Genomic DNA, 11732 nt, shown 5'->3' on the forward strand with positions numbered 1-11732 from the left:
GGCCCCCCCCGGGGGGGGCGTCCGGGGCGGCCCGGCGCGTTCGGGGGCCACCGGAGGGGGTCGTGTCGGGCTCAGGTGGCCCTGCCTGGCTCTCCCCTCCGGACCGGCAGGCCGCCCGGCGCGAACCGGACCGGACCCGTACCCATGGGAGGACCCGTGGCCCTCACGCCGATACCCCGCTCCCCCGGGAGGACCCGTGGCCCTCACGCCGATACCCCGCTCCCCCGGGAGGACCCGTGGCCGTCAGGCCGCTGACGGGACGTCCGCCGTGCGGCCCGCGCCGTCCCGCCCCCCGGTGCTGCTGATCGGTTTCACATCGCGGGCGAGGAGAATGGCGAACGCGGAGAGCAGGATCGGCGCACAGCCCCAGATGAGACCGGATCTGATCCAGGCGTCCGCCTGTTCGGCGTCACCGGACCCGGCGGCCGACAGGGTCGCGGTGAAGAGTGCGCCGCCGATGATCGCCCCCACCTGGCCGAGCGCGTTGATGAACGCGCTGCCGGTGGCGCGGGTCTCGACGGGGAAGGACTCGCCGGTGAAGAACAGCATGGCCGCGTAGGGCCCGATGAGGAAGAAGGTCCCCACCGCGTACGCGCTGACCAGGAGCGGGAAGCTGCCTGCCGGTCCGAGGACCATGACGGTGAAGCAGAACGCCGAGACGAGCCATCCGGCGAAGATCGTGGTCCGGCGGCTGATGCGGTCGCCCAGCCAGCCGTGGAAGAGGTAGCCGAGGAAGCCGGCCGCGTTGGAGACGATGAGGACCTCCAGCGCGCCGGTGAAGGAGACCTCCTTGCCGTTGACCAGGATGAGGGTGCCCTGGAAGGTGAACGCCAGGATGCCCAGCCAGTTCAGCAGGAAGGCGGCCGACAGCGTGAGGGTCGCGCGCAGCGACTCGCCGCGGAAGAGGGCCCCGAGCCCGGCCGTGTGCCGGGTGTGGTTCTGGCCGGTGAGCCGGGCCAGTTCGGCGGCGTCCTCGGCGCGGCCCTCGGCCTTCAGCTCCTCGATCCGCCGCTTGGCGACGAAGACGGGGCTCTCCTTGAGTTTGCGTGCGGCCAGCAGCATGAAGACCGCCGGGAACACGGCGACGACGAAGCACAGTTCCCAGCCGCCGACCGGTTCCAGGAGGTAGATGGAGACGGCGGCCACGACGGCGCCGATGGGCCAGCCGCCCTGCACGACGGAGTACAGGAAGCCTCGACGCCTGATGGACTTCTCGTCCGTGTAGACGTGCGCGAACATCTCGTTGAGATAGGTCGCGTTGACGGCCTGTTCGCTGTATCCGACACCGGCCAGCGCGCGGATCAGTACGAGCAGGACGATACCCGCGGTCCCGATGGCACCGGCCGCGTAGCCGCCTAACCAGGTGAGAAGCGAGGCGATCGCCGCGCCGACGACACAGCCGACGATGCCTGCGCGCCGTCCGAACCGGTCCACGAAGGGGCCGACCAGGAAGGCGACGAGTGCGGTGCCCAGGGTCACCCAGGTGTTGATGCCGGTGGCCCGCGCGCTCGACCAGTCCAGTTCATCGCTGATGACGGGCAGCAGGTTCGCGAACAGGATGAAGTCGTACACGGCGAACGTCCAGGCCAGAAAGCAGATGACGATCGCGCGTCTGACGTCTTTGAGCGTCACACTCGCGTTGATGCGTTCGGCCTCGTGTTGAACGCTGATGACAGGCGGCATGGCATGACTCCTTGCCGCACCGGGGGGTGCACGGGCCTGTGCTGGATGTCCCCCCTGTGCACTCAGATCGCCTGGGAATGGCCGCGAAGCGCGTCCCGCGACGTCCACAGTAGAGGGCGGTGGCGGAGCGGGACTTGACGCTTGGCCGATCCACGCCGGAGGGCGGGAGGGAAAGCCGTCGGCGACGGTGCCGGATGGATCGGTGACCCGGGAGGCGACACCGTCAGCGCCGGACGGATCGGTGACCGTGGGGCGACACCGTCCGCGCCGGGCGGCGGCGGCCCGCGTACCGTGCCGCGACGACGGCCGGAACTCGTGCGGCGCCCGGCCGTTGGCCGTGGCCCGGGGCCGGTCCCGGCCGGCCGGGTCGAGTCGAGTCGGGCCGGGTCGGGTCGGGTCGGGTCGGGTCGGGTCGGTGGATCGCGTCCGGAGCGCGGGCGGCGCGGGCGGGTCAGTCGTCGCCGGTGTGCCGGCGGGTGATGGTGGTCTCCACATGCCCGCGTGCGGTGTCCTCCAGGCGTTCCTTGAGGGTGAAGAACAGTTCCGCGGCACGGATTCCGTGCCAGTCCGCGGGGAGGAGCGCCTCGGGCAGCCCGGGATCGAGGTAGGGCAGCCTGCGCCAGTCCGTCAGCAGGCGGACATAGTCGGTGAAGGCGATCAGCCCGTCCCGTTCCCGGGTGTCGCTCCAGCGGTCGAGCGCGGGGGTGTGCTCGGCGAGGAAGGTGGTGTACAGGGTTTCGAGGCCGTCGAGGTCCCACCACTGCCGCACCTTGGTGTGCAGGTCGCCGAAGGCGAGGTGGTCCGCGCGGAACAGTTCCGCGTAGCCGTCGAGTCCGAGGCCGCGCAGGGCGTTCACCGTGGTGTCGTGCAGATGGGCGGGGGCGATCCAGACGCCGGGCGCGGCGGTGCCGAATCCGAGCTGGCTCAGTCGCGAGCGGAGCTGGTGGCGCTTGCTGCGCTCGTTCTCCGGGACGGAGAACACGGCCAGCAGCCAGCCGTCCGCCAGGGTGGCACGGTGTCGTTCGAAGATCCGGTGGTCGCCCTCGCGGAGGATGGCCAGCCCTTCGGCGGAGAGCCGGTAGCCCGCGGCGTCCCGGCGCTCGGCCTCCAGGACGCCACGTCGCTTGAGCCGTGAGATGGACGACCGGAGGGCCGGCTCGTCCACCCCGAGGTCGCCGAGGAGCGCGACGAGCGAGGCGACCGAGAGCCAGCCGCCCTCCCTGCGGGCGTAGAGGCCGTACACGGTCACGATGAGCTGTCTCGGCTGAGCCGCCCTGGTGAAGCTGTCCGTGTCGGCTTCTTCGTTTCGTACGATCGTCACAGCGGGACCATACCAATGCGGGTTCGGCACCGGCCCGTGGTGTGTGTGCCGCCGGCTGGTGATGGGCGGGTCAGCTGCCGGTGCCCGCGCGGCCCGCCTGCGGCGCCTCCCCCGCGACGGCCGGGGTGCGGTCGCCCGTACGCTCCCGGAGTCTGAACCGCTGGATCTTGCCGCTCGCCGTCTTCGGCAGCTCGGTGACGAACTCGACGGTACGCGGATACTTGTACGGCGCGATCGACCGCTTCACATACGTCTTCAGTTCGGCGGCCTTGTCGGCGTCAGGGGCGACACCGGCCCGCAGGACGACGAAGGCGTGGACGATCGACCCCCGCTCGTCGTCCGGTGCCGCGACGACCGCTGTCTCGGCGACGTCCGGGTGGTCGAGCAGGGCCTGTTCCACCTCCGGCCCGGCGATGTTGTACCCGGAGGAGATGATCATGTCGTCGTTGCGGGCCTGGTACCAGAAGTAGCCGTCCTCGTCGCGGAGGTAGGTGTCACCCGTGATGTTCCAGCCGCCCTGGACGTAGGTGGTCTGCCTCGGGTCCGCGAGATAGCGGCAGCCGGTCGGACCCTTGACGGCGAGCCGGCCCGGGGTGTTGTCGGGTACGGGTCCGCCGTCGTCGTCCAGGAGGGTGACCCGGTATCCGGGCACCGCCTTCCCGGTGGCACCGGGTCTGATGTCGTCGTCGGCGGCCGACATGAAGATATGGAGCAGCTCGGTGCCGCCGATGCCGTTGATGATCTTCAGTCCGGTGGCGTCGTGGAAGGACCGCCAGATGGTCTCCGGCAGGTGTTCGCCCGCGGAGACGCACCGGCGGAGCCCCTTCAGCGCGGTTGCCCTGCCCGCCGCCAGCATGGCCTTGTACGCGGTGGGCGCGGTGAACAGTACGGTCACGCCCTGCTGCTGGACGGTGTCGGCGAGGCGCTCCGGTGTGGTGCGCTCCAGCAGGAGTACGGAGGCCCCGAACCGCATCGGGAAGACGACGAGTCCACCCAGGCCGAAGGTGAAGCCGAGTGGCGGGGTGCCGGTGAACACGTCGTCCGCGGTGGGTTTCAGCAGGTGCCGGGCGAACGTGTCGGCGTTGGCCAGCACATCGCGGTGGAAGTGCATGGTGGCCTTGGACTTGCCCGTCGTGCCGGACGTCGGGGCGAGGAGGACCACATCGTCGGCGGCGGTGTCGACGGGGTCGAAGCGGTCGTCCTTGAGCGCGGACCGGCGGATCAGATCGGCCGGGTCGTCGGAGCCGTAGACGACGGTGGGCGGGGCGTCGGGCAGTTCGCCGAGGTCGGCGCCGAAGCGGTGGTCCGTGATGATCAGGCTCGGCCGGGTCTGCTCGATCAGCCGTCCGATCTCCCGGGCCCGCAGCAGCGGCATGGTGGTGACCGCGACGGCACCCGCCTTGACGACGGCGAACCAGGCCGCGACGAGCCAGGGGTTGTTGGGCCCCCGCAGCAGCACCCGGTTTCCGGGCACGATGCCCCAGTCCTCGGTGAGGACCCGCGCGATGCGGTTGCTGTGGGACGCCAGGTCGCCGTAGGTCCACACCTCGGTCTCGGTGCGAAGACACGGCCGGTCGGGGCCGTGGGCGCGGATGGCGCCTTCGAGCAGTTCCGCCGCGCAGTTCAGGCGCTCGGGGTACCGCAGCTCGGGAAGGTCGAAAACGAACTCGGGCCACTGGTGCCGCGGGGGCAGCCGGTCCCGACAGAAGGTGTCGGCGTGCGCGGATGGTGACAGCCGCATCAGCAGAACTCCTTTCCGGAAGTGTCCTGCGGGCTGGAAGGTGAGGGGGCCGGTGCCGCGTCCCGTCGGCGGGAGCGGTAGCGGGTGGCCCTACGCGTCGGCGTAGGCACCGGAAAGCAGCGTCCCCGCGCCGGGTGACACCGCGGGGAGTCCGAGGGCGCGCATCATCTGGTGGGCGGTGGCGATCGACGCCGACAGGACCGGCTTGCCGAACTCCTGCTCCGCGATCTCGATGGACTGGAGCGACGGCATCTGCACACAGGCCGACAGAACGATCGCGTCGGCGCCGGTGTGGTCGAGTCCGGCCGCGATCGGGATGAGCTTCTTCGGGTCGTGCGCGGCGACCTGGAGATTGTCCGGGATCTCCAGCGCGGTGTAGTCCCCCACTTCGACGCCTTCGTGCCGGATGTAGTCCACGACGGTGTCGGTGAGCGGTTTCAGATACGGGCAGACGACCGTGATCCGCTTGGCGCCCATGATGTCGAGTGCCTTCACCAGCGCGCCCGCGCTGGTGACGACCGGAGCCGGGGCTCCGTTGTCGGCGGTCACGCCGGCCAGCTTCTTCTCCGACGCCTCGTGGTAGCCGTGGCCCATGCTCATGATGGCGACCAGGCACGCGTAGCCGAGGACGTCGACTCGGGCGTCGGACAGCTCGGCGGCGCACCGGGTGGAGTCGGCGTCCATGGCCGCCAGTTCCTCCTTGCGGACGTTCTTCATCCGCATCCGGCTGGAGTGGAAGGTGAAGCGCTCGGGGGCGATGGTCTCCCGGGCCCGGAAGATCGCGGGGATCTCCGTCTCCATGGTGACGTTCGAGCTGGGGACGATCTGGCCGATCCGGAAGGTCCTGGTCATCGGGCGTCCACCACCGGGTTGCGCAGGGTGCCGATGCCTTCGATGGTGGCCTCGACGACGTCGCCGGGCTTCAGGAACTGCTGGGGTGTGAAGCTGGCCCCCACCCCGGCGGGGGAGCCGGTGGCGATGACATCGCCGGGCTCCAGCGTCATACCGGAGGTGATGTCGGCGATCAGCTGCCGGATGCCGAAGAGCATGTACCGAGTGTTCGACTTCTGCTTGACCTCGCCGTTGACCCGCAGGGACAGGTCGAGCCCCTGCGGGTCGGGGACCGCGTCGGCGGTGATGATGCCGGGGCCGAGGGGCGCGTAGGAGTCCTGCCCCTTGGAGAAGAACCACTGGCCCGAACGGCGCTGGTCGCGGGCGCTGATGTCGTTGACGACGCTGTAGCCGAAGACATGGTCGAGGGCGCTGTCCTGGGTGACCCGGCTGGCGGTGCGGCCGATGACGACCGCGAGTTCGACCTCCCAGTCGAGCTGGGTGGTGAGGTCGGCGTTGTGCAGGATCGCCTCGTCCGGTCCGACGACGGCGGTCGACGGCTTGCTGAACAGCACCGGGCGCTGGGGGAGTTCCTTGTCCGTGTCCAGCGTACGGGCCGACTCGGCGACGTGCTCGGTGTAGTTGAGGCCCACCCCGACGATCTTGCCCGGCCGCAGCGGGGCGTGGATCGTCACATCGGTGAGCGCGTGTGTCACCCGCGCGGGCGGGTCGGTCCGGACCAGTGAGGCGATGGTCTCGACCGCGTCGGTGCCGGAGCGCACCACGTCGAGGAGGGTGGCGGGCACCGAGGCGTGCCGTGTCTCGGCGAGTGCGGCGACATCGATGACTCCGGTGTCGGTCCGGACGCCGATGCGGCGGCGTCCGGCGGTGCCGGAGAAGGTGACCAGCAGCATGGGATATGAACTCCCTTGTTCGGGCGAGGGGTTGGGCGTTCTGACGGGAGCTGGTCCTTCGGACCAGGGGCTGGGGCGCGGGCCTGTGGCGTTCGCGTTCGGGCGAGGAGCCGGTGTTCAGGCCAGGGGCTGGTGGCCGTCGTTGTCCGGGTAGCCCTCTTCGCGGAAGAAGCCGAGCGAGCGCATCACGGGGAAGTCGTTGAACGAGAACAGACAGGCGTCCTCGGATGCGCTGGCGTTCGCGTGCTCGTGCCAGGCCCAGGACGGGACACAGAAGATGTCGCCCTTGGTCCATTCGAAACGCCGGCCCGCGATGACCGAGTAGCCGCTGCCCTTGGCGGCGGTGTAGATCTTGGACCCGACCTGGCGGTGGGCCTGAGTGGCTTCGCCCGCTCGCAGCAGCTGCATATGCGCGCTCATCGTGGGCATCACGGATCCGCCGGTGAGCGGGTTGCTGTACTCCATGATGATGCCGTCGTACGGCGAGCCGTCCGTGGACTTCGCGGCGTTCAGCAGCGCTTCGTAGGTGGGTTCCCACGGGTAGGCGAGCAGCGGCGAGTAGTTCTTCGACCAGGTGTCGCCGAAGGGCCGCAGCTGTCCTGCGCCGTAGGTCAGCAGTGAGGAGTTGGTGACGCCCTCCTGCTTCTGGTACACGTCCGGGTGGACCTCGTAGAACGGTGCGTCCAGGGCGTTGACCAGCGGGATGTCCAGGCCGTCCTGCCAGATGACCGGCCCGTCGTCGCCCTCGTTGCCGTGCTCGTGCCAGGTCCAGTTGGGTGTGATGGCGAAGTCGCCGGGGCCGACCTTGAGTTTCTGGCCTTCCACGATCGTCCAGGCGCCGGTGCCCTCGTGCACGAAGCGCAGGGCGGCGGCCTGGTGGCGGTGCGCCGTCATCGACTCGCCCGGCCCCATGATCTGCAGGCCGGTGTAGAGGAGGCCGACGGTGGCGGCGATATCGCGGCGCTCCGGGTTGTACAGGGCCACGACCCGGCGCCCGGCGTCGTCGCCGCTGACCAGTTTGAGTGCCTCAAGCACCAGTGGCCGAAGCTCCTGGTAGCTCCACTTCATGGCCTGGGACCGGGGCTGCGGGTACCAGGGTTCGATCTTGTTCGCAATGGTCCAGAGCGCGCCGGCGTCGAGTTTCTCCAGCTTGTCGTAGTACGCACGCAGCTTCTCGTTGTCGCGAACCCGTGCCCTGCCGAGCATGTCGTCGCTGTTCGTCATGGCTGCAGCCGCCTTCCGATATAGCGCTATGTTGACGACAGTCATAGTCACGCCATAGTTTTATCGATGTCAAGCGGTCTGGAGGGACAGTGATGGCAGATCCGGAAACCACACCCGGCCAGGACACCCGGCCCGACGCCCGGTCCGGCACCCGGTCCGGGCGGGACGAGCCCGGGGCGTCCGCGACCGAGGTCGTGGTCGAACGCCGGGTGGAGTGGTCCGACACCGACGCCTCGGGCCACCAGCACAACACCGCGGTCATCCGCTGGGCCGAGGCCGCGGAGGCGGAGCTGCTGCGCCGCCACGACCTGGCGTCGCTGTGGGGCCGCGCGCCCCGGGTGCGGCACGAGATCAACTACCGCGGCCGTCTGTGGCACGGCCAGCCGGTACGGATCCGGCTGCGGGTCGCCGAACTCGGCCGCACCTCACTGACGTACGCCTTCGAGGTCCACGGGCCGTCCGGCCTCGCGGCCGACGGGCGCGTCGTCATCGCCCACGCGGCACCCGACGCCCCGTCGGCCACCCCGTGGCCGCAGGCCGTACGGGACACATTCGCCGAGGTGGCACGCCCTGCCACCGCTGACTCAGCCCTGGAGGTGTCGTGACCCGGATCGCGATCATCGGCGGCGGCCCCGGCGGCCTGTACTTCGCCGCGCTCGCCAAACAGCTCGACCCCACCCGCGAGATCACCGTCTGGGAACGCAACGCGGCGGCCGACACCTTCGGCTTCGGCGTCGTGTTCTCCGACGAGACCCTGGACGGCATCCGGCACGCCGATCCATCGGTCTTCGCCGCCCTGGAGGGCGACTTCGCCCGCTGGAGCGACATCGACATCCACTACCGCGGCACCGTGCGGACCTCCGGCGGCCATGGCTTCGCCGCCATCTCCCGCAAGCGGCTGCTGGAGATCCTGCAGAACCGCTGCGCCGAACTCGGGGTCGATGTCCGCTACTCCACCATCGCCCCCGCGGCCGGCGAACTCGCCGCCGACTACGACCTGGTGGTCGCCGCCGACGGCGTCAACTCGGCCACCCGCGCCGAGCACGCCGATGTCTTCGGACCGTCGCTCGACGGGCGCGACTGCCGCTTCATGTGGCTCGCCACCGACCGGGTCCTCGAAGCGTTCACCTTCATCGTCGAGGAGACGCCGTACGGCCCCGTGCAGGTGCACGCCTATCCGTTCAGCTCCGAACGCTCCACCTTCATCGTCGAGATGAACGAGGACACCTGGCGGCGGGCCGGGTTCGCCGAGTTCGCGGCGCGCGACCACCCGCCCGGTGTCAGTGACGAGGACAGTGTCGCGCGCTGTGCCGAACTGCTCGGCGGCTTCCTCGACGGGGCCGCCCTGCTCACGAACAACTCCAAGTGGCTGCGGTTCACCACTGTCCGCAACACCACCTGGCGGCACGGCAACATCGTGCTCCTCGGCGACGCCGCGCACACCGCCCACTTCTCCATCGGCTCCGGCACCAAACTCGCCATGGAGGACTCCCTCGCCCTGGCAGCCGCCATCGAGGCCCGGCCCGACGACCTCACCGGGGCCCTGGAGGCGTACGAGACGGCCCGCCGCCCCGTCGTGGAATCCACCCAGCGTGCCGCGCAGGCGAGTCTGGAGTGGTTCGAGACGATCGAGCACCCGATCGGCCAGGAGCCCGATCAGTTCGCCTTCAACCTCCTGACCCGCAGCCGCCGTGTCACCCACGGCAACCTGCGGCTGCGCGATCCCGAGTACACCGCCGCCCTGGACTCCTGGTTCCACCGGCACCGGACGGGCACCGGACCGGCGCCCGGCACCCGGCCCGCTCCCCCGCTGTTCCAGCCCTTCGATCTCGCGGGCATCCGGCTGCGCAACCGGATCGTCGCCGCTCCGGTCTCCTCGTACGGCGCCCGGGACGGTGTGCCCGGCAGCGCCGAGCTGCTCCACCTCTCCGGAAAGGCGCTCGGCGGCGCCGGTCTCGTCCTCACCGGCATGACCGCCGTCAGCGAGGCGGGCCGCGCCACCCCCGGCTGCCCCGGCCTCTACGACGACGCGCACACAGCGGCCTGGCGCCGGATCACCGACACCGTCCACGCCCACAGCGGCGCCCTGATCGGCGTCCAGCTCAGCCACTCCGGGCCCAAGGGCTCCACCGCCGTGCCACGCAACGGCCCGCTGGGCGCAGCGCTCGCGGCCGGCCGGGGCGCCTGGGAGACGATCGCTCCCTCACCTCTCGCGTACGGCGGCCTCCCCGCCCCCCGGGAGGCGACCGAGGCCGAACTCAGCGCCGTCACCGAGGAGTTCGCCGCCGCCGCCCGCCGAGCGGACGCGGCCGGGTTCGATGTCCTGGAACTCCAGGCCGGGCACGGATTCCTGCTGTCCGCGTTCCTCTCCCCCCTCACCAATCACCGTGACGACGCGTACGGGCGCGATCTGGACGGCCGGCTGCGATTCCCCCTCCAGGTCCTCGACGCCGTACGCGAGGTCTGGCCGGACGGCAAACCCCTGCTGGTCCGGATCTCGGCCGTCGACTGGGCCGAAGGCGGCACCACCCTGGACGACGCGGTACGCATCGCGGCGGCCTTCGGAGAACACGGCGCCGATCTCATCGATGTCTCCAGCGGTGAGGTCGTCGCCCACGAGAAGCCCGCTTACGGACGCTCCTACCAGACACCGTTCGCCGAACGCGTCCGCGCCCAGACCGGCCTGCCCACCTGCGCGGTCGGCGGGATCTCCAGCCACGACGACGCGAACTCGATCGTGCTGGCCGGACGCGCCGACCTCGTCGCCGTCGGGCGGGCCCAACTGCACGATCCCGCGTGGGCCCTGCACGCCGCCGCCGACCTGGACTACACCGGCCCCGGCGCCTACTGGCCGGCCATCCACGAGGCGGGGCGGACCAGGCCCGCGTCCGGCGGCCGGGCCAGGCCCGCGCTCACCCTCCATGTCCCCAGCCCCGAACCCGTACACCGCCGATGGGCACAGGCCACCCCCGCGGTGTCCGCAGCCGGAAGCAGGGCCCCGCGATGAACACCTTCCCGCGCTTCACCGCCGCCGCCGTGCAGGCGGCCCCCGTCTACCTCGACCCCGCGCGATCGGCCGCCAAGGCGGCCTCGCTGATCCGCGAGGCCGCCGGGAACGGCGCCTCGCTGATCGCCTTCCCCGAGGTCTTCGTCCCGGGCTATCCGTACTGGAACTGGACCATGAGCCCGGTGCAGGGCTCGCCCCTGTTCGAACGGCTCTACCGCGCCTCCGTCGACATCCCCGGCCCGCACCTGGACACACTGCGGGCGGCTGCCGCCGACACCGGCACCACCGTGGTCATCGGCGTCAGCGAGCGCAGCCCGCGCGGCGTCGGCCTGATCTACAACAGTGTGGTCACCATCGGCCCCGACGGCTCGGTCCTCAACGTCCACCGCAAACTGGTCCCGACCTGGCCCGAGAAACTGTCCTGGGGGCAGGGCGACGGCAGCACCGTACGGGTGCTGGACTCCGCCGTCGGCCCGCTCGGCGCCCTCGCGTGCGGCGAGAACACCAACACCCTCGCCCGCTTCTCCCTGCTCGCCCAGGGCGAACTCGTCCATGTGGCGAACTACATCTCGCTGCCGGTGGCCCCGGCCGACTACGACATGGCGCAGGCGATCGCACTGCGCAGCGCCGCCCATGCCTTCGAGGGCAAGCTGTTCTCCGTCGTCGCCTGTTCGACCATCACCGACGACATGATCGACATCGCGGCGCGGCACGATCCCTCGGTCGCCGAGCTGATGCGCCGGCCGCGCAGCGCCCTGTCGGGCATCTTCGGCCCGGACGGCAACCCGGTGGTGGAGTCCCTCGTCGACGAGGAGGGCATCGTCTACGCGGAGATCGACCTCGCCCGCTGCATCCAGCCGAAGCAGATGCACGACATCGCCGGTGGCTACAACCGCTTCGATGTCTTCCAGCTGCACCACAACACGGCGCCGCTGGAGCCGGTGGTCTTCGGCGGCGGCGGGTCCTTGGCCGACGGGCCCTTCGCCGAAGGGCCGGTCATCGGCCCCTGGC

General features: G+C 70.7%; 9 protein-coding genes. 3 read left to right on the forward strand and 6 right to left on the reverse strand.

The window, feature by feature from the left end; all coding sequences use genetic code 11:
• Window positions 1-243: 243 nt before the first annotated feature.
• The 6 genes from ACWF94_RS19645 to ACWF94_RS19670 form a co-directional block, all read right to left on the reverse strand.
• Window positions 244-1683 (reverse strand): MFS transporter, encoded by a 1440-nt coding sequence (locus ACWF94_RS19645; RefSeq protein WP_453489595.1) that lies wholly within the window; start codon window positions 1681-1683, stop codon window positions 244-246.
• 451 nt (window positions 1684-2134) lie between these two features.
• On the reverse strand, window positions 2135-3004 hold the full coding sequence (locus ACWF94_RS19650; RefSeq protein WP_453489598.1) for a PaaX family transcriptional regulator: 870 nt from the start codon (window positions 3002-3004) through the stop codon (window positions 2135-2137).
• Between the two features lie 70 nt (window positions 3005-3074).
• A complete protein-coding gene (locus tag ACWF94_RS19655) occupies window positions 3075-4745 on the reverse strand; it encodes an AMP-binding protein (RefSeq protein WP_453489601.1) in 1671 nt (556 codons plus the stop codon).
• Window positions 4746-4835: 90 nt separating this feature from the next.
• Window positions 4836-5597, reverse strand: coding sequence for a maleate cis-trans isomerase family protein (locus ACWF94_RS19660; RefSeq protein WP_453489604.1), 762 nt, complete (start codon window positions 5595-5597; stop codon window positions 4836-4838).
• Window positions 5594-6490, reverse strand: coding sequence for a fumarylacetoacetate hydrolase family protein (locus ACWF94_RS19665; RefSeq protein ID WP_453489607.1), 897 nt, complete (start codon window positions 6488-6490; stop codon window positions 5594-5596). The genes ACWF94_RS19660 and ACWF94_RS19665 overlap by 4 nt, the downstream gene beginning before the upstream one ends.
• Window positions 6491-6607: 117 nt before the next feature.
• Window positions 6608-7714 carry a cupin domain-containing protein gene (locus ACWF94_RS19670; RefSeq protein WP_453489609.1) on the reverse strand — a complete coding sequence of 369 codons (1107 nt, stop codon included), beginning with the start codon at window positions 7712-7714 and terminating at the stop codon, window positions 6608-6610.
• A gap of 92 nt (window positions 7715-7806) precedes the next feature.
• On the opposite strand from ACWF94_RS19670, the gene ACWF94_RS19675 reads away from it, so the two are divergent.
• The 3 genes from ACWF94_RS19675 to ACWF94_RS19685 form a co-directional block, all read left to right on the forward strand.
• A complete protein-coding gene (locus tag ACWF94_RS19675) occupies window positions 7807-8319 on the forward strand; it encodes an acyl-CoA thioesterase (RefSeq protein WP_453489612.1) in 513 nt (170 codons plus the stop codon).
• Window positions 8316-10721, forward strand: coding sequence for an oxidoreductase (locus ACWF94_RS19680; RefSeq protein ID WP_453489615.1), 2406 nt, complete (start codon window positions 8316-8318; stop codon window positions 10719-10721). Before ACWF94_RS19675 ends, ACWF94_RS19680 begins: the two co-directional genes overlap by 4 nt.
• Window positions 10718-11732 (forward strand): carbon-nitrogen hydrolase family protein (locus ACWF94_RS19685; RefSeq protein WP_453489618.1); only part of this gene is annotated, 1015 nt, incomplete at its 3' end. The genes ACWF94_RS19680 and ACWF94_RS19685, both read left to right, overlap by 4 nt.

The sequence above is a fragment of the Streptomyces sp. NPDC055078 genome (genome assembly GCF_053607985.1).

Coding starts and splice junctions, on each gene's coding strand:
- ACWF94_RS19645 (WP_453489595.1), bottom strand. CDS start 1,683: ATGCCGCCTGTCATCAGCGTTCAACACGAGGCCGAACGCATCAACGCG.
- ACWF94_RS19655 (WP_453489601.1), bottom strand. CDS start 4,745: ATGCGGCTGTCACCATCCGCGCACGCCGACACCTTCTGTCGGGACCGG.
- ACWF94_RS19660 (WP_453489604.1), bottom strand. CDS start 5,597: ATGACCAGGACCTTCCGGATCGGCCAGATCGTCCCCAGCTCGAACGTC.
- ACWF94_RS19665 (WP_453489607.1), bottom strand. CDS start 6,490: ATGCTGCTGGTCACCTTCTCCGGCACCGCCGGACGCCGCCGCATCGGC.
- ACWF94_RS19670 (WP_453489609.1), bottom strand. CDS start 7,714: ATGACGAACAGCGACGACATGCTCGGCAGGGCACGGGTTCGCGACAAC.
- ACWF94_RS19675 (WP_453489612.1), top strand. CDS start 7,807: ATGGCAGATCCGGAAACCACACCCGGCCAGGACACCCGGCCCGACGCC.